Raw genomic sequence first — 17,963 nt, 5'->3', positions numbered from 1 at the left:
ATATCATGTCGGGTCTCTTGTTTGTCGTTTCTGCAGCGTCTGGAACGGGCAAAACATCCCTCGTTAAAGCATTACTTGAACGCGTCAACAATCTTCATGTTTCTGTTTCTCATACGACACGCGGTCAACGACCTGGCGAACTCGATGGCGTACATTATCATTTCTCGACTAAAGAAGACTTTTTAAACCTGGTCGAAGAAGGTGGTTTTATTGAATATGCCGAAGTCTTTGGCAATTACTACGGCACAGCACAAGCAACTGTAAAAGAACAACTTGCCAAAGGTCATGATGTATTACTTGAAATTGACTGGCAAGGTGCACAACAAGTTCGTCGACTTTTTCCTGAATCTAAACAGATTTTCATTCTTCCGCCAAGCCAGTTTGATTTGCGTCAGCGTCTTTCCAACCGTGGTACAGACTCTGTTGAAGTGATTGAACACCGTCTTAGCTGTGCAGTCGAAGATATGCAGCAATATGTCAACTTTGATTATGTCATTATCAATGATGACTTTAATAAGGCATTACATGATCTTGAATCTGTGATTATCGCCAATCGTCTGGTCCTTTCCCAGCAAGCGACCCGCCATGAAAAACTGATCCAGGCTCTAATTACTCCAAGCGAACAGTGATTAAAACTTGAGTCTCCAGACAAAGCATTTTATACTGTGCAGTCTGTTGAAATTTACTATTCAAAACGAGAATTCTTATGGCACGCGTAACCGTTGAAGATTGTTTAGACCATGTAGACAACCGCTTTGAGCTTGTACTAGTGGCAAGCAAACGCGCGCGTCAATTGGCACGTCAAGGCATTGAACCAACTGTGGAATGGGACAATGACAAACCGACTGTAGTTGCTTTACGTGAAATCGCTGCAGGTCATGTATCAAAAGATATTTTGAAACAACGTGATCAAGATTATCAAACTTCAAGTTTAGACCTTGCTCTTTCTGCAAATAATCTAAATTTAGATGGTTTTTCTTTCCAATAAGAATAAACCATTCCGAAAAGCCTAGTTTTAAACTAGGCTTTTTTTGTTCTGTGACTTTTATATTTTGCGCAGAACGGTTATAACATAAGGGTTAGCTCTAAAGTCAGTATAAATTTTTCACTTGTTGATATGAAAAAACTGACCCACTTTATGTTATACATTTCATACGAGCTTTTTCTGTTTTATTTGTTAAAAAATCCAGTTTTAAAGGTGTTTTATGCCAGGCCCACAGGTCAGTGAAGCTAAGCAACAGTTAAAAATCATCATCGACGCGTATTTAAGTGAAAGCGATGTCGAACGTGTGCTTGCGGCCTGTGATTATGCCGATATCGCCCATGATGGCATTACCCGTAAAAGTGGTGAACCTTATATTCTGCACCCTATCGCGGTGAGCTGTATTCTGGCCCATATGCGTCTAGATACTGAAACCTTAATGGCAGCGCTGCTGCATGATGTCATTGAAGATACCGACTTCAATAAAGATGACATTACAGAAAAATTTGGCAGCACGGTTGCAGAGCTGGTTGATGGTGTCACCAAGCTCAGCCATTCCAGTGATAAGGAATATAATAAAGCGGCCTCTTTCCGAAAAATCCTGCAAGCTACTTTACAGGATCCACGTGTCATTATTGTGAAACTGGCAGATCGCTATCACAACATGACTACGTTGGAAGCATTACGCCCGGATAAACGTGCTCGTATTGCCCGTGAAACCTTTGAAATTTTCGTTCCAATGGCACGCTTGGTCGGCATGAACGAAATGGCAGATAATCTGGAACATCTCTGTTATCAGAATCTGGATCTGGATATGTATAATGATGTCCAGGCTGCCCTTTTAGAAACCAAGCCTAAACGCTGTGAATATCAGGCCAAGTGGGAACAGAAACTTAACGAATTACTACAGCAATATGCCATTGAAGGCCGGGTTAAAAAGAAAAACAATAATATCGAGCTATTACGCCATTTTGTAAAAAATGATATTGATCTGCAGGAACTTACACATAGCCACGCATTTGAAATTATCTTACAGAGTATTGCCGATTGTGACCGTCTCGCAGATATTCTGACTGAAAGTTTTACGGTTCAAAATTATCAGGACAATATTCGCCGTCCCCTTCCAGGCGGCAACCAGTCTTTAACCATGCGCTTAAAAGGCGAAAAGACTACTTTATCGCTAACTATTCAAACTGAACTGATGCGTAAAGCTGCACGCTTTGGCGTCGTACTTGGTGAAAATGCCCCTCAAGCCTGTCGCTCTGCCATTCAAGCATCCATGCAAAATCTGAACGTATTGGTTGATGGTGAATGCGCCAAAACTACGTTCAGCGAATTACTGGATTATTTGCATCAGGAAAAAATTTGGGTTTATACCCCTCACGGTCATCTGCATGAATTACCGCAAGGTGCGACTGCAGTTGATTTTGCCTATGCTGCCAGCCTGTTCCTGGGTAACCACGCTATTGGCGCTAAAATTAATGGTGAAACCAAACCGCTTTCTACGCCATTATTGAGTGGTCAGGTCGTTGAAGTTATCACTGATGTTCTTGCAACCCCAAACCCGGACTGGCTCAGTTTTATTAACACCCAAAAAGCCCGTCGCGCGATTCAGAATATCCTGCGCGATCAAGACATTGATGAACAGCGCCTTGTGGGTCAACAGGCCCTCAACCGTGCCTTAAAACTTTTCCAGTGTTCTATTCTCGATCTGACCGAAGCTGACTGGAAAAATGTACTGGAATGGCGTCATGTTCCCACTAAAGAGCAACTATTTGAACAGATTGCTGTAGGTGACTTATTACCACAACTGGTTGCTAACCATTTATTTGCACATGACCAGCATCAAAATGCGAATAGTTCAGGTCGTCTTATTCAGGGTACAGAAGGTGTAGATGTTAAATACGCACATTGCTGCAACCCGGTACTTGGTGATCCAATTCAAGGTCATCTGACTCGTCGTGGCCTAATTGTACATCGTGCCCGTTGCCATAATTTATTGCAGGAACAACATATGCATCCTGAAAATATTATGCCTCTACAATGGACGACTGAAGATCTGGATGATGTCAGCTTTACTGCCTATCTCTGTATTGATCAGGCCATGGACGATGAACAGATTTCCGATCTGATTTATCAATGTCGTAAAGGCCATACAGGTGTAGAGATGGTGCGTAATTATGATGGCAAAACTTATGTAAATATTGTGGTGCATAACCGTAAACAGATTGCCAAGATTATTCGTGATTTACGCATGCATTTTGGTTTTCCACGTATTACCCGCTTAGAACAACCGCTCAATATTGCTGAAACCTCTAAAGCCAGTTAATCATTTAAAACGATAATGCTTTTGTCAGTTGAATTGATCTAATATGATGTATGTTGATGTTGACATCCTCCAGCTAAAGCAAGCGGATTCCTACTGCTAGACGCTCATGCCCAAGCGCAAGTATGTTCTTAGCGGAATTTAAATCACGATGATTTATACTTCCACACTCACATTCCCATACTCTTATTCGCAAATCTGTTCTACCTTTGGGACTGCTAGAGGTGATTTCACCGCAGCACGAACAGATTTGGGTTGTGAATTTCTCACTGACTTCCTCAAACAATACCCCTGCGTTCTCGCATTTATACTTGAGCATTGTTTTCAGTGCTGAAAATCCTGTGTCCAAAACAGATTTCGCCATCTTGGTTTTTACAAGTTTGCTCGCACTTAAGTCACCTACAACAATCAGTGCATTTTCTTTCACAAGCAGAGTGCTTGCTTTATGCAAATGGTCTTTACGACAATTGGCAATTTTAGCGTGTAATGCACGTACACGTTTTTTATTTCTTGCTCTTTGAGCAATCCCTAATTTCTGCTCGTAATTACGGTAAAACTTAGGATTTGAAATTACAGTACCATCTGAGCAGGTGGCAACGTCTTTTAGACCAAGATCAATACCAATCGCTTTAGTTGCCGTTGGTTTGTCTTGTTTAGGTGAGTCCACAACAAGACACACATACCAGCGCCCACGACTATCCTCAACGAATGAGCCTGTTCTCACGCTGTATTTACTTATGCCGTAGCTATCCCATAGCTTAAATTTCTGCTTGCCGTATTGCACATATCCATCAGCATATTTAATCGCTACTTTTTTAAATGGTATCCAACCAAGCGAACGTCTTGCTGACTTCTTGTTACTCACACGCCATTTCAGCTTTGCTTTCTTGTGTTGTCTTCTTTTATCAACATATTCTTCTGTTATCCCTTGCACTGTTTGACTATGCAAACCACACAATTTTGAAGTTCCTTTTGTGTATTGAGTCATATCAAATGCTGAGAAAAAGTCACCTGTTCTTTTCAGGTGTTTGAAACTCAAATCATTCACATAATTCCAAACAAAGTTCACCTCAGATGCTAATTGGTCTAGCACCTTGCAATGTTTGTCTTTTATGCGTAATTTAAGTGTTTTCATGAGCTTATTTTAGATCATGTTAAATTAAAGGTGTTGATTTTAAAAAATTCAACGACATTTTATGTCGTATCGCTTATATCTCTGCCCTGAAGGACAGAGTTTTACGCTCCATTTGATAAAAGGAGAAATTAATGTTCCGCCAAGTAATCCATACTGAAAATGCCCCTGCTGCCATTGGCACCTATTCGCAAGCCATTCTTGTGGGCGATACCCTGTATCTATCTGGTCAAATAGGTTTAGATCCATACAGCATGGAACTGGTTGAAGGCATTGAAGCACAGATTCGCCGTGTATTCGATAATTTAAAAGCCGTCTGCGAAGCGGCCGGTGGCTCTCTGGCAGACATCGCCAAACTGAATATTTATCTGACTGATTTATCGCACTTCCAGCTGGTGAATCAGATTATGGGTGAATATTTTGCCCAGCCTTATCCAGCACGTGCAGCACTCGGTGTTGCCAGCCTACCGAAAGATGCTCTGGTCGAGATGGATGGCGTAGTCATCATTCAGCAATAATTTTTAAAATTTATGTAACACCTAAGCTTCTATATTTCGTTTGCAATCATGAATCACTCAAGCAAAAACCCGAGCAATAATCGGATTTTTGCTTGAGTGATATTTTTTTATCTAAATCATCAATCATTATAAAAAGCATTTTCAAATGATTTTTATTGACAAACGATAACAATTATCAATAATATCTCTTATCTTATTTATTCACTGTGGTTGTATCCTATGTACGTTTGTCTATGCCGTGGCATTACAGATCAAGACATTAAAGATGCTATTGCAAATGGCGCCGAAAGTTACCGCGATGTGCGTGAAATGCTTGATCTAGGCACGTGTTGTGGCCGTTGTGCTCCAGAAGCCCGTATGATCATTAGTGATGAAATTTCCCAGATTGCTGCACGGCTAGCGGTTGCTGCCTAAAGCGGATAACGATAATTATAAAATTAATGGTCTCGTATCATTACTCCTCCCCCGCCTCTGACTCTGGCGGGTTTTTATTGCTTTATATTTCACCTGAAGCTTTTTGATTGCGATTTTCATTTGCAGTTCAATAAATTACTCGCCATTGTTTGCTCGATTGATTTAAGATAAGTTAATCAAAAACCCATAGTAATAAATGGGTCAACAGGCTATATGGAGTGATACGATGAAAGGCAATCGTGATGTAATTAATCAGCTGAACCAGGTGTTGTATCACCACCTTACAGCGATTAACCAGTATTTCCTGCATTCACGCATGTTTAATGACTGGGGCATTGAAAAACTGGGTTCGACAGAATATAAAGAGTCCATCCGCCAGATGAAGCATGCCGATAAAATTATTGAACGTATTTTATTTCTTGAAGGCTTACCAAACCTACAACATCTTGGCAAATTATATATTGGCCAGCATACTCAAGAAGTACTGCAGTGTGATGTCCGCAAAGTTAAAGAAAATATTGAAGTCATTCAGCAGGCTGTAGCTTTGGCAGAAACACAGATGGATTATGTGACTCGTGATTTAGTGCGAGAAATTCTGGAAAAAGAAGAGGAATATCTGGACTGGACTACGACTCAGCTAGATCTTATCGAAAGTGTTGGTATCGAAAACTATATTCAAAGCCAGCTCTAAACTTAGAATGAATCAATAAAAAAGCCAGCTCTTGCTGGCTTTTTTATATGGAATTTATCTTGGCATATCCTGAATCAATTCTTCATAACTGAGTTCGGTTTTTTGAATAACTTTTAAGCGTTGCAGCTGATGCTTGGCTTCATCTTTATAGTTATTAAAAGCTAGTAGTTTGGCGTATTTAATTAGATTATATTTAGTTGGATAGCTTAATACCATCTGCTCACCTGCTTGAATCTGTTCAGAGGATGCTTTGCTATACGGATTAAGACGAATCCAGCTGATACGATGATTAAACTCTGTTAACAAATAGATTGGCTGTTGATTGGTGATTTTTTCAGGCTGTTGCTCATAACGAATACTTTGCCCAAGTTTTGGTACAGTGACATCATAATCTCGATAGATCACAATCAATAACAGCAGGCCAAATCCGAAAATGAGTTGCATCGCTATAGAGGGTAAGGTCACGGTTTTGATATTTGGATTTTGAGCTAGAACCGTACCCAGAATAAAACCGACCGGCAATAGAAAATAGGCATAGTGCTGCGGAAACTCAAACATGGCATGGGTAAGAAAAGCCCCAATCATTAAAATACCAATGACCGACTCAGGAGTTTTCACCCATCTTTGTAGCTGATAACCTAAATAGCCGAAATAGGCTAAGAAAGGCAGACCAATAACCAGCCCATTCCACAGCAAGAAATCAATAATAAAGTTATGTGCACTTCGAATCCAGACTGGACCTTGCACCGTATCCGTTATTGAGACGAAGGCAACACTGGTCTGATACCAGCCATAACCAAACCATGGTTGTGCCTGAATTGCCGCTAGCATTTGCTGCCAGATGGCGAGTCGTGACATATCCCCCGTGGCACGAGATACTACATCACGGCTTTGCACCACTTGGGCATCCATGACCTGAGTCGCCAGCTGACTGAGTAATGGAAAAGCGACAATGCAGGAAATAAAAAAGATGAACCATGCTGTGCTGTAATACCATTTCAGGCGAATGATCCCTTTATATTGGTATAACGCCAGATAAAGCATAATCGCGATCGCAGCCACCCATGCAGTACGGGACTGGCTTAAAGCCACACCCATGACAATAATTGCCGCACATGAAAATAGCCATCTGGTCTGGATTTTTTTCTTTTCATACAGGTAGAGACAACTCATCAATGACATGAGAAGGAAAGTCGCCATATTATTCGGCTGGGCAAAGTTGGCATAAGGCCGCTGTGTACCACTGATATTTACCATGCCTGGCAGTACAGAATCCAGATTAGACCACTGACACAGCGCAATTAAACCCGTAATCGTCCCTGAAGCCAAAAATACATAACTCAGATTAGTAAAGGTTTCTTCTCGATTATAGTTTCCTATTGACAGGTGATACCCCAGCACACTTGCGAGCCAAAAGCTAAATACGAAAATACAGCCTATCATCGCGATACTAAAAAAGAACACCTGCCCTGCCAGTAAATGTATAAATGATACACAGGCAAGTAGTAATAAAGGTGAGCTAATAGCTGGGACTTTTAGTTTTTCTTTTAAGCAGATTGCAGCGAGCGCAAATAATGCAAAGAAGGCATATAGCTCACCGGTATAGGTGACCCACGGCCGATAATGAACGGGCATGAGCCACGCGAGGGAGATCAGGATTGCTGCGATCAGGGCGAGCGTGAATTTCATGGAAATATCAGGCAGTAGAAGTTTGGCACATGATAAACAAAAAGCAGATTAAAGGGTAATTTGCTTTTTGTTTTGACCTTTCGAATACAAGTTAGTTCCAAGGGCGAAGATCGACAATTTTAATCACCTCAGCTTTTTCTTTATTAATTAAAACCACCATATCTATAGATAATGCTTTCATTGGTAACCAATGATTTGCTTGAGGATACTTAGCAAGTACTGTATTCACCTGCTGTTTGTCGTTATATTGATATAAACCACTCAAAGGTAAAGCTCTTTTCCGTAAAGTTGCTTTTTCTTCATCAATATCAATATAACGTTCAGGACGCTGTGCGATCGAAAGCCCACCTAAAGCTTCTGCAAATAAGTCTTCATTTTTTTGTTGTACATCGTTGGTGACCTTTACTGCTGCCCATTGTGGACCCACCCAGCTTACTTGTGCAAATTCATCTTGAGGTGCTTTTTCGGATAGAACAAGATCATTATTACGGATGAGTTCAAAACGGTCTGTATTAAATACTACCCATGCAGGTCGTGCTTGTGCAATGTTATACACACCAAAAACAAGTGCAGCGATTTGAATTAAAATAATCACGCTAAGATCAAACTTGAGCGTTTTCTTTGATTCTTTATAGACGACAAAGCCAAGAATAGGACCTAAAATTACATCAATCGCAAGCAGCATTAAAAAAATATGTGTCACACCCACTGCTTTTGCCAAAGGACTTGGATACCACAGCCCATACACCAAACCAAGCACCAACAAGGCAATACATACAGAGACTGCCACATGCCCCACAAAAAAACGTAAACGCTTTGACATTGTTATGGTCTTCTATCCAAAAATAAAATCTCGGGTTTCATTAATTAAATAAAAAAGCTGACCGAAGTCAGCTTTTAATAAATTAAATATTAAGATTGAACTGCACGGCAACTTGCAGGTAAATATTTCACAGGAGTACCTTTAGTCTTAGCAGGGCCACAAGACCATTCCGAAATACCTGCTGAAGCAACGCTACTGAAGTCAACACCTTTACTCCCATCAGTATTAGTAACCTCTTTACCTTGTAATGGTGTATTTGCTTTAGTCATTGGAACCATTACAATTGAAGTATCTTTAGCATCTTTAAGATCGCTCACATTTTCTAAAGTAATTGTAATTTGTCCTGGAGTTGCCATTGCTGAACTAACAACAACTTTTGCCACATATTTAGAGGCACGTTCTGCTGCGACATCATTTCCATTAGTATCCTTACTTGCATCTTTACCTTGTTCACAACCCCACATACCTTCAGCAGGAACAATTCCATTTTGAATTGCTTCGGTTACTGCAGTACGACATGACGAACCTGCAAGGATACCTTCAGATACTTTCGCACGAACTGTATAGTCTTGATAGGCAGGAAGCGCCACAGCTGCCAAAATACCGATAATCGCCACAACGATCATTAACTCGATAAGGGTAAAACCCTTTTGCATAGTTTTCATAACATTCTCCACAAATGTTTTTGTTTATTTATAAGCCTAAAAGAAAAAGCTCATTTAGCTTATTTATAGTTAGCATTAAGTATGCCAAGTTTTATTATAATAAAATTAAGAGAAAAAACAGCACTTTAAAAAAATATTTTTATTTTTGTAACTATTATGTTTTCTTTTGTGTAACTAACTGACAAAAGTTGTCAGTTAGTTGACTAAAATCACCCCAATATAATCGGTTTATTACCTAATTCATTCTCTAAATCATCTATTTTACGATCGTAATAATGATCTAAAACCTGTCCAATCTGTTTCACTCCTTCAATTACACCTTCTTTAAACTTCTGCTGGACTAAATGATGAATAATATTTTGGCATATTTCATCCCAAACGTATTGGGTCGTTGCATCTTTGATTCCCCGATCAATCACAATTTCAACCTTGTGTTCGCAGAGGTTCAAATAGAGCAGTACCCCACTATTATATTCGGTATCCCAAACGCCAAGTTCAGCAAAGAGTTGTCGGGCACGACACAGCGTATCCTGGTAATAAGCAGAACGAGAAGGTAGAGATCCTTCAATCACGACCTGAATTTCCCCCACATGCCCATGCTCGGCTTCTTCTACAGCTAATGCAATGGCATGCTGATCCTGCTTGGAGAAAAACCGCTTAGTTGCAGGCATATAAAAGAAGTGCTTGAGCCAGCGCTTAAAACTTGGTTGAGCATGTTCTTCCAGCTTAGGCTGCGTGACTATATCTGTTGTATCTGTAGTTGTTACCATGAGCCTGATGCTCCTCCCCCACCAAAACCACCGCCGCCTCCACCGAAGCCGCCGCCTCCAAAACCACCACGTCCACTACCGCCGCCACGACCGCCACCTGCCATGAAAGCATGCAGGATCAACTGAGCAAGTGAGGTCACAAGCAAAAAGAAAACTCCAGCACCAATTAATACGCTAGCAACCAATCCCATGCCATTCACCAGACCAGCTGCAGTTCCAGCCACTGCAGCAGTCGCTGCACTCAGCTTCCTGCCAAAGATCATGGAACCAATGACACCAGCGATGATAATAAAAATAACCGAACCAAAAGTTGCTTGAGATGCTTGCTGCGCTTTATAAGCCTGCTCCTGACGCTCTTTAAGCTCAGCCGCTGCTCGAGCTGCAATTTCTGGATCCAGATTTAAAATACGCTCGATTTCTGCCAGTCCCGCATCTATCCCTTGCGCATACTGACCCTGCTTAAACAAAGGCGTAATTTTGTTATTAATAATTCGTCCAGCCACAATATCTGGCAGAACACCTTCTAACCCATATCCAGTTAAAATCTGGATACGATGATCATTTACTGCAATGGTCATTAACAGACCATTATCATGCTCTTTTGAACCCAGTTGCCAGCGATCTGCCACACGCATAGAATAGTCAAAAATATCTTCCTGGCCCGTGGTAGGGACAATTACTACGCCAATCTGAGCCTTACCCGCCTGATAAAGATTGATGATTCGTTGACTAAGTTGCTGTTTTTCTGCTGCTGTTAATAAATTTGCCTGATCAATCACCGGCTCATTCATGGTGGGCAAGTCGCGCTGAACCTGACCTTCTGCCATATCATTGGCAATTTGGCGCTGCGGTGCTGTATCTGCAGATTCTACATTTTGATCCGTAGTATTCGTTTTAGGCTGCAAAATTTCACGTGCAACAATCACTTCTTCTGTATCAGTTGCCGTTGCTGTTTCACTCCAGGCAGGATTCATCAGGCTCATAATGAGGCTGAGAAATATACCTGTACAAAGTTTTACAGCGCTTATATGCATCATTGCAGCCACCTTATTAGCAGATTACCCAAGATCAGGCTTATTCAAATGAAACCTTAGGTGCCTGTTGCGCACTCTGCTCTGCACTAAAGTTTGGTTTGGTATCCATCCCAATAACTTTGGCTGTCATCACCTGCGGGAACTGACGTGCATAAGAGTTAAAATCTTGTACAGTCGTAATATAACGGTTACGTGCTACTGCAATACGGTTTTCAGTACCTTCAAGTTGTACCTGCAGATCGCGGAACTGCTCGTTGGCTTTTAGATCAGGATAATTTTCAGTTACTGCCAGTAGACGTGACAAGGCACTGGTCATTTGTGCCTGTGCCTCCTGATAACGCTGGAACAATTCAGGATCTTCCAGCACTTCACGATCAACTTTCAAACCTGCAACATTGGCGCGTGCCTGAGTCACCTCAGTCAATACCTGCTCTTCATGTGCGGCATAGCCTTTTACCACATTCACCAGATTCGGCACCAAGTCAGCACGGCGCTGATATTGGTTCTGCACTTCAGACCATGCCGCAGTTACTGCCTCATCCTTGACTTGTAAGGTGTTATAGCCACAACCTGTAAGCGTCAGGGTACTGGCTAACATCAGAGCAATGAAAGATTTTTTTAATACAGGGATCATCTTTTATCCTCAATTCTTTATTGATATTTATTTAATTAATTTGATTTTAAACATATTTTTCCTAGTTTTTGTTAATTTTTATAATTTTTTACTTTTATCGTTTTTTATTCCTTCTGTTCTGCTTCAGAGCTACGAATTAATATTGGATATATTGATAAGTTCAAATTCATATTTTATAAGCTCATAGGATTAAGCTAACCAAATATTCAAAACAAAGAAAAATAAAAAAACCCACCGCAGCGGGTTTTTTTTAAATAGATGATTAAATTAGATTAAATATCAAGATAATCGAGAATACCTTCTGCAGCCTGACGACCTTCCCAGATCGCAGTCACCACCAGGTCAGAACCACGGACCATGTCGCCACCAGCAAAGATTTTTGGATTTGAAGTCTGGAATTTGTATTGCTGTTGTTCAGCTGCAAGTACGCGACCTGAACCATCCAGATTGATTTCTACATCAGTGAACCAGTCTGCTGGGCTGGTACGGAAACCAAATGCTAGCAATACCGCATCTGCAGGCAGAATTTCTTCTGAACCTGGAATTGGTTCCGGACTACGGCGGCCACGGCTGTCTGGTTGACCCAGTTGAGTCGTTACCACTTTTACGCCAGTCACTTTGCCATTTTCACCCACGATTTCGATAGGTTGACGGTTGAACTGGAATTCCACACCTTCTTCACGCGCATTTTTTACTTCACGACGTGAACCCGGCATGTTCGCTTCATCACGACGATAAGCACAAACCACTGACTCAGCACCTTGACGAATTGAAGTACGGTTACAGTCCATCGCGGTATCACCACCGCCTAAGACAATCACTTTCTTGCCTTCAACGCTGATGTATTCGGATGGGTCTTTTTCCCAACCTTGACAACGGTTCACGTTAGCAATCAGGAAATCCAGTGCATCATAGACGCCATCCAGATCTTCACCAGCAAAGCCACCTTTCATATAAGTGTATGTTCCCATACCCATAAAGACAGCATCATAGTCAGCGAGTAACTGGTCGATAGTGACATCGGTACCAATTTCAGTATTCAGACGGAATTCAACCCCCATACCCGTGAAGATTTCACGACGGCGTTTCATCACATCTTTTTCCATCTTGAATTCTGGGATACCGAAAGTCAGCAGACCACCAATTTCAGGACGTTTATCAAATACAACAGGTTTAACACCATTACGTACCAGAATATCAGCACAGCCTAGACCGGCAGGACCTGCTCCAATGATAGCAACCTTCTTGTCAGTCCATTTCACATGAGACATGTCTGGACGCCAGCCTAAAGCGAAAGCGGTGTCATTAATATATTTCTCGGCATTACCAATGGTGACTGCACCAAAACCATCATTCAAGGTACAAGCACCTTCACACAGACGGTCTTGAGGACAAACACGACCACAGACTTCTGGCAAAGTATTGGTTTGGTGACACAGTTCTGCTGCCTGGAAAATACGGCCTTCTGCCAGTAACTTCAACCAGTTTGGGATGTAGTTATGAACCGGACATTTCCATTCACAGTACGGGTTACCACAACCTAGACAACGATGTGACTGATTTGCAGCCACTTCTGTTGTGAAAGGTTTATAAATTTCCACAAATTCTGCTTTGCGGACGTCAATCTCTTTTTTCTCTGGATCTTGGCGTGCGACATCCAGGAATTGAAAGTCATTATTTAGGCGTTCTGCCATCTCTCTCTCCGTGGGTAGACCCAAGGCTTTATTCGCATTACCTTAGGTCTGCCTATATCTGCAGTAGTGGAATTATTGTGGATCAGCTTGAGTTGTTTTCAACAAGGTCAATAAGTTAGCTGCTTTTGGTTTTACCAGCCAGAACTTACGACTATAGAAATCAAACTCATGGCGGATCTTGTACGCCCAAGCACTACCTGTTTCTGCAATATGTTCATCTAAAATGCGAAGCAAAAAGGTCTGATGTTCTTCCATCGCTTCAGTTGAGATACGGTTCAGTTCAATCAACTCGTGGTTGTAATGATCTACAAAATCATTGTCCAGGTCCAATACATAAGCAAAACCACCGGTCATACCTGCACCGAAGTTATGACCTACTTTACCCAAGACTGTCACGATACCGCCAGTCATATATTCACAGCAGTGATCGCCTGCACCTTCAATCACGGCGAAGGCACCTGAGTTACGAACTGCAAAACGCTCACCTGCAGTACCCGCAGCAAACAATTTACCACCAGTCGCACCATACAGACAGGTATTACCAATGATCGCAGTATTTTGAGTCTGGAATGGCGAACCTTTCGGTGGGAAAATCGAGATACGGCCACCTGCCATACCTTTACCCACGTAGTCGTTCGCATCACCTTCCAGTTTCAGATGCAGACCACCGGCATTCCAGACACCGAGTGACTGACCCGCTGTACCAGTTAAATTTACTTTAACCGGATGTGCTTCCATACTCAGGTTGCCATAACGTTTGGCAATTTCACCTGACAGACGTGCACCAATCGAACGGTCACAGTTACCTACGGTAAAGCTGTATTCACCACCTGTACCTGCTTCGATTGCTGGCAGAATTTCTTCTACCATCTTCTCAGCCAGAATACCTTTATCGAATGGTTCATTACCCTGTACTTCACAGTATTGTGCTTTGCCTTCTGCTGCTGGATGTGACTCTAGCAGTTTGCTCAGGTCAAGGTGAGCATGCTTGTCAGTTTCACCTGGCAGGATTTCCAGCAAGTCGGTACGACCGATCAGGTCTTTCAGGCTAGATACACCCAATGCAGCCAACCATTCACGAGTTTCTTCAGCAATGAAAGTGAAGAAGTTGATCAGCATTTGTGGTTCGCCGATGTAGTGCTCTTGACGCAGATGATCCTGCTGAGTCGCAACACCGGTCGCACAGTTATTCAAGTGACAAATACGCAGGTATTTACAACCTAAGGCAATCATTGGTGTTGAACCGAAGCCGAAGCTTTCTGCACCCAAGATCGCAGCTTTTACGACGTCCAGACCAGTTTTTAAACCACCATCAGTTTGAACGCGTACTTTGCCACGCAGGTCGTTTACACGAAGTGCTTGATGCGCTTCACTTAAACCTAATTCCCATGGAGAACCCGCATGGTGAATCGAAGACAATGGAGATGCTGCTGTACCACCATCATAACCAGAAATGGTAATAAAATCGGCATAAGCTTTTGCCACACCTGCTGCAATCGTACCTACACCCGGTTCAGATACCAGTTTCACCGATACCATCGCTTGCGGATTGACCTGTTTCAAGTCAAAGATCAACTGAGATAAATCTTCGATTGAATAGATATCATGGTGTGGTGGTGGTGAAATCAGGGTTACACCTGGTACAGAGTAACGCAAACGGGCAATGAGACCGTTTACTTTACCGCCCGGCAACTGGCCACCTTCACCTGGTTTTGCACCTTGCGCGACTTTAATTTGCAGGACTTCTGCTGAAGTTAAGTAAGCAGGAGTCACACCAAAACGACCGGATGCAATTTGTTTGATTTTCGAGTTACGAATAGTGCCGTAACGCGCTGGATCTTCACCGCCCTCACCCGAGTTTGAACGACCACCGATGGTGTTCATGGCAATCGCAATCGCCTCATGTGCTTCAGGAGATAAGGCACCCAAAGACATACCCGCAGAGTCAAAGCGAGGCAGAATCTCTTCTACAGATTCCACTTGATCCAGTGCAATCGAATTGTCTGTTTTCAGTTTGAATAGGTCACGAATCGTTGCGATCGGACGGTTATTCACCAGTTCTGCATATTCTTTAAAATCTGCATAATTACCAGAACGTACTGCTTTATGCAGTGAATTAATTACGTCCGGGTTAAATGCATGGTATTCCTTGCCGAATACAAATTTCAGCAAGCCACCTTGATCAATTGGTTTACGGTTTTTCCACGCGATATCAGCCAATTGTTTCTGGTCATTTTCAAGATCAACAAAAGTTGCACCCTGAATACGGCTCGGAACACCTACGAAGCATTTGTCCACGACTTCATTAGATAGGCCGATTGCTTCAAACAGCTGACCGCCACGGTAAGAAGCTACAGTTGAAATACCCATCTTAGACAGGACTTTCAGCAGGCCTTTTTCAATCCCCTTACGGAAATTGTTTTGTGCATATACTGGATCGCCCAGCAATTCACCTTTAGCCACCAGATCATTGATCACGTCATATGCCAGGTACGGATAAATTGCTGTCGCACCAAAGCCCAGCAGAACGGCAAATTGATGTGGATCACGTGCAAAACCGGTTTCAACAATCAGGTTCGCATCAGTACGCAGACCAGTATTGATTAGGTGGTGGTGTACTGCACCAGTGACCATCACAGCATTGGCTGGCAAGTAACCTTCACGGATTTTCTTGTCTGAAAGTACCAATAAAGTTTTGCCGTCACGAATCGCTTGCGCTGATTCTTCGCAAATACGAGCAATCGCAGCTTCCAGACCTTCAGTTTCAGCATAGTTCAGATCAATATCTGCAATCTCATAACCTGTGCGGCCTAGCGTGCGGATCTGATGCATTTTTGAATTAGACAGGACCGGACTTGAAATAATCAGACGGTCTGCATGTTCTGGACCCTGCTCGAAAACATTTTGTTCACGACCTAAACAGGTTTCTAGTGACATTACAATCGATTCACGTAATGGATCGATTGGCGGATTCGTTACCTGTGCGAACTGCTGACGGAAATAGTCTGATACATGACGTACTTGACGTGACAGAACCGCCATCGGGGTATCATCACCCATAGAACCCACAGCTTCCTGGCCGCTTTCAGCGATTGGACGCAGCAACTGGTCACGTTCTTCGAAAGTTACCATGAACATTTTCTGTGCCGCTTTCAGGTTGTCACCTTTCAAGCCTCGCTCACATAGATATTCTTCCAGCTCAGGGCTACCTTGTAGACGTACAGCATTTTCACGTAACCATTCACGGTACGGACGCATACGTTTCAGGTGATTATTCACATCCTGAGTATCTAATACTTTACCGGTATAAGTATCGATCACCAGCATTTGGCCAGGACCTACACGTCCTTTAGAAATGACATCTTCAGGTTCATAACCCCATACACCGATTTCTGAAGCCAGTGTGATGTAGCCATTTTTAGTGATGACCCAACGTGCCGGACGCAAGCCGTTACGATCCAGCATACAGATCGCATGACGACCGTCTTGGATAACTAAACCAGCAGGGCCATCCCATGCTTCCATATGTTTAGAGTTGAACTCATAGAATGCACGTAAGTCAGCATCTAAAGTTTCAACGTTCTGCCAAGCAGGTGGAACCAGCATACGTAGCGCACGGAACAGATCCATACCACCACCCACGAGGATTTCCAGCATGTTATCCAGACTAGATGAATCTGAACCAGTACGGTTTACGATTGGATTCAGCTCAGTCAGACCTGGCAGTAACGGGTTTTCAAATTTAGGCGTACGCGCCATTGCCCAGTTACGGTTAGCCGTAATAGTGTTGATCTCACCATTGTGCGCCAGGTAACGGAATGGCTGAGCTAGTGGCCAGCGTGGCAATGTATTGGTAGAGAAACGTTGATGGAAGACCACGATATGTGATGCCAGACGCTCATCAGCCAGGTCAGTATAGAAGTCAGCAATAGCTGCTGGCATCATCAGACCTTTATAGCTGATTACAGTTGAGCATAAGGTCGTCACATAGAAATATGGATCACTGGTTAACTGCTGTTCAGCACGACGACGCGCAAGGAACAATTTACGGTTGAATTCAACTTCAGTCACACCGATTGGGCAGTTAACAATCACCTGTTCAAAAGCTGGCAGAGACTGCATTGCAATCTCACCGAGCGCATCATTATTCGTCGGTACAACACGCCATGCGATAACGCGACAGCCTTCTTCTTCAATTTCTTTCGTCAGGACTTGTTTTGCATGTGCGGCTAATGCTGGATCCAGATTCAGGAATACTGTACCCACAGCAAAAATCTCACTTAAGGTAATGTCACTTAAGCGTTTGGCCTCTTCACGGAAGAATTCTTTAGGCATTGCCAGCAATAGACCACAACCATCACCGGTCTTGCCATCAGCAGCAATACCGCCACGGTGGGTCATACAACTTAGACTATGAATTGCGGTCTTGACCAGATCATGACTGGCATCACCCTGCATATGGGCGATCAAACCGAAACCACAGTTATCTTTAAACTCATCCGGTTGGTATAAACCTTGAGCGGGAGCTACATTATTAAGCGATGGCATGTGCATAGCGTACCCTTCATTTCACTAAGCCCGATAGGCTATT

General features: G+C 42.7%; 15 protein-coding genes. 6 read left to right on the top strand and 9 right to left on the bottom strand.

All coding sequences use genetic code 11. From position 1 onward, the window contains the following. Positions 1 to 5 precede the first annotated feature (5 nt). From gmk to FTV14_RS08145, 3 genes are all read left to right on the top strand, one after another. A complete protein-coding gene (gene gmk, locus FTV14_RS08155; RefSeq protein ID WP_004787090.1) occupies positions 6 to 629 on the top strand; it encodes a guanylate kinase in 624 nt (207 codons plus the stop codon). 77 nt (positions 630 to 706) lie between these two features. Further along, positions 707 to 988, top strand: a complete 282-nt coding sequence (gene rpoZ, locus FTV14_RS08150) for a DNA-directed RNA polymerase subunit omega (protein ID WP_004650579.1) — start codon at positions 707 to 709, stop codon at positions 986 to 988. Between the two features lie 217 nt (positions 989 to 1,205). Continuing rightward, positions 1,206 to 3,311 carry a bifunctional (p)ppGpp synthetase/guanosine-3',5'-bis(diphosphate) 3'-pyrophosphohydrolase gene (locus FTV14_RS08145; RefSeq protein ID WP_180025548.1) on the top strand — a complete coding sequence of 702 codons (2,106 nt, stop codon included), beginning with the start codon at positions 1,206 to 1,208 and terminating at the stop codon, positions 3,309 to 3,311. 73 nt (positions 3,312 to 3,384) lie between these two features. Here the strand turns inward: FTV14_RS08145 and FTV14_RS08140 are convergent, their stop codons facing one another. Next, positions 3,385 to 4,443: an RNA-guided endonuclease TnpB family protein gene (locus FTV14_RS08140; RefSeq protein ID WP_004787095.1), complete on the bottom strand. Its 1,059-nt coding sequence runs from the start codon at positions 4,441 to 4,443 to the stop codon at positions 3,385 to 3,387. 131 nt (positions 4,444 to 4,574) lie between these two features. Here FTV14_RS08140 and FTV14_RS08135 point away from each other — a divergent pair, with 131 nt between their 5' ends. The 3 genes from FTV14_RS08135 (at position 4,575) to bfr (ending at position 6,063) form a co-directional block, all read left to right on the top strand. After that, positions 4,575 to 4,958, top strand: a complete 384-nt coding sequence (locus FTV14_RS08135) for a RidA family protein (RefSeq protein ID WP_004787096.1) — start codon at positions 4,575 to 4,577, stop codon at positions 4,956 to 4,958. A gap of 219 nt (positions 4,959 to 5,177) precedes the next feature. Next, positions 5,178 to 5,372, top strand: coding sequence for a bacterioferritin-associated ferredoxin (locus FTV14_RS08130; protein WP_004787097.1), 195 nt, complete (start codon positions 5,178 to 5,180; stop codon positions 5,370 to 5,372). A gap of 226 nt (positions 5,373 to 5,598) precedes the next feature. After that, positions 5,599 to 6,063, top strand: a complete 465-nt coding sequence (gene bfr, locus FTV14_RS08125; protein ID WP_180053729.1) for a bacterioferritin — start codon at positions 5,599 to 5,601, stop codon at positions 6,061 to 6,063. 54 nt (positions 6,064 to 6,117) lie between these two features. On the opposite strand, the gene FTV14_RS08120 is transcribed toward bfr, so the two are convergent. The 8 genes from FTV14_RS08120 to gltB all read right to left on the bottom strand — a co-directional run bounded on the left by FTV14_RS08120 (position 6,118) and on the right by gltB (position 17,920). Further along, positions 6,118 to 7,752 carry a PglL family O-oligosaccharyltransferase gene (locus FTV14_RS08120; protein WP_180053728.1) on the bottom strand — a complete coding sequence of 545 codons (1,635 nt, stop codon included), beginning with the start codon at positions 7,750 to 7,752 and terminating at the stop codon, positions 6,118 to 6,120. Positions 7,753 to 7,843: 91 nt separating this feature from the next. Then, positions 7,844 to 8,575: a TfpX/TfpZ family type IV pilin accessory protein gene (gene tfpZ, locus FTV14_RS08115; protein WP_180053727.1), complete on the bottom strand. Its 732-nt coding sequence runs from the start codon at positions 8,573 to 8,575 to the stop codon at positions 7,844 to 7,846. An 89-nt stretch (positions 8,576 to 8,664) separates the two neighbouring features. Continuing rightward, positions 8,665 to 9,231 (bottom strand): pilin, encoded by a 567-nt coding sequence (locus FTV14_RS08110; RefSeq protein ID WP_373688482.1) that lies wholly within the window; start codon positions 9,229 to 9,231, stop codon positions 8,665 to 8,667. A 218-nt stretch (positions 9,232 to 9,449) separates the two neighbouring features. Continuing rightward, positions 9,450 to 10,010: a TPM domain-containing protein gene (locus FTV14_RS08105; protein ID WP_180053725.1), complete on the bottom strand. Its 561-nt coding sequence runs from the start codon at positions 10,008 to 10,010 to the stop codon at positions 9,450 to 9,452. Continuing rightward, a complete protein-coding gene (locus FTV14_RS08100) occupies positions 10,004 to 11,047 on the bottom strand; it encodes a TPM domain-containing protein (protein WP_180053724.1) in 1,044 nt (347 codons plus the stop codon). The genes FTV14_RS08105 and FTV14_RS08100 overlap by 7 nt, the downstream gene beginning before the upstream one ends. Before the next feature lie 37 nt (positions 11,048 to 11,084). Continuing rightward, on the bottom strand, positions 11,085 to 11,678 hold the full coding sequence (locus FTV14_RS08095; protein ID WP_218945503.1) for a LemA family protein: 594 nt from the start codon (positions 11,676 to 11,678) through the stop codon (positions 11,085 to 11,087). A 272-nt stretch (positions 11,679 to 11,950) separates the two neighbouring features. After that, entirely contained in the window at positions 11,951 to 13,372 is a 1,422-nt protein-coding gene (locus FTV14_RS08090; protein WP_180025542.1) for an FAD-dependent oxidoreductase, read from the bottom strand. 72 nt (positions 13,373 to 13,444) lie between these two features. Beyond that, positions 13,445 to 17,920 (bottom strand): glutamate synthase large subunit, encoded by a 4,476-nt coding sequence (gene gltB, locus FTV14_RS08085; RefSeq protein ID WP_180053723.1) that lies wholly within the window; start codon positions 17,918 to 17,920, stop codon positions 13,445 to 13,447. Positions 17,921 to 17,963 lie beyond the last annotated feature (43 nt).

Origin of the sequence: Acinetobacter sp. YH12236, assembly GCF_013417645.1 — a bacterium.
Taxonomy (GTDB): domain Bacteria; phylum Pseudomonadota; class Gammaproteobacteria; order Pseudomonadales; family Moraxellaceae; genus Acinetobacter.
The sequence above is the reverse complement of the archived record's forward strand: the minus strand, read 5'-3'. Positions and strand labels throughout refer to the sequence as shown.

Coding starts and splice junctions, on each gene's coding strand:
- gmk (WP_004787090.1), top strand. CDS start 6: ATGTCGGGTCTCTTGTTTGTCGTTTCTGCAGCGTCTGGAACGGGCAAA.
- FTV14_RS08095 (WP_218945503.1), bottom strand. CDS start 11,678: ATGATCCCTGTATTAAAAAAATCTTTCATTGCTCTGATGTTAGCCAGT.
- gltB (WP_180053723.1), bottom strand. CDS start 17,920: ATGCCATCGCTTAATAATGTAGCTCCCGCTCAAGGTTTATACCAACCG.
- bfr (WP_180053729.1), top strand. CDS start 5,599: ATGAAAGGCAATCGTGATGTAATTAATCAGCTGAACCAGGTGTTGTAT.
- FTV14_RS08110 (WP_373688482.1), bottom strand. CDS start 9,231: ATGCAAAAGGGTTTTACCCTTATCGAGTTAATGATCGTTGTGGCGATT.
- FTV14_RS08130 (WP_004787097.1), top strand. CDS start 5,178: ATGTACGTTTGTCTATGCCGTGGCATTACAGATCAAGACATTAAAGAT.
- rpoZ (WP_004650579.1), top strand. CDS start 707: ATGGCACGCGTAACCGTTGAAGATTGTTTAGACCATGTAGACAACCGC.
- FTV14_RS08090 (WP_180025542.1), bottom strand. CDS start 13,372: ATGGCAGAACGCCTAAATAATGACTTTCAATTCCTGGATGTCGCACGC.
- tfpZ (WP_180053727.1), bottom strand. CDS start 8,575: ATGTCAAAGCGTTTACGTTTTTTTGTGGGGCATGTGGCAGTCTCTGTA.
- FTV14_RS08140 (WP_004787095.1), bottom strand. CDS start 4,443: ATGAAAACACTTAAATTACGCATAAAAGACAAACATTGCAAGGTGCTA.
- FTV14_RS08105 (WP_180053725.1), bottom strand. CDS start 10,010: ATGGTAACAACTACAGATACAACAGATATAGTCACGCAGCCTAAGCTG.
- FTV14_RS08135 (WP_004787096.1), top strand. CDS start 4,575: ATGTTCCGCCAAGTAATCCATACTGAAAATGCCCCTGCTGCCATTGGC.
- FTV14_RS08100 (WP_180053724.1), bottom strand. CDS start 11,047: ATGATGCATATAAGCGCTGTAAAACTTTGTACAGGTATATTTCTCAGC.
- FTV14_RS08120 (WP_180053728.1), bottom strand. CDS start 7,752: ATGAAATTCACGCTCGCCCTGATCGCAGCAATCCTGATCTCCCTCGCG.
- FTV14_RS08145 (WP_180025548.1), top strand. CDS start 1,206: ATGCCAGGCCCACAGGTCAGTGAAGCTAAGCAACAGTTAAAAATCATC.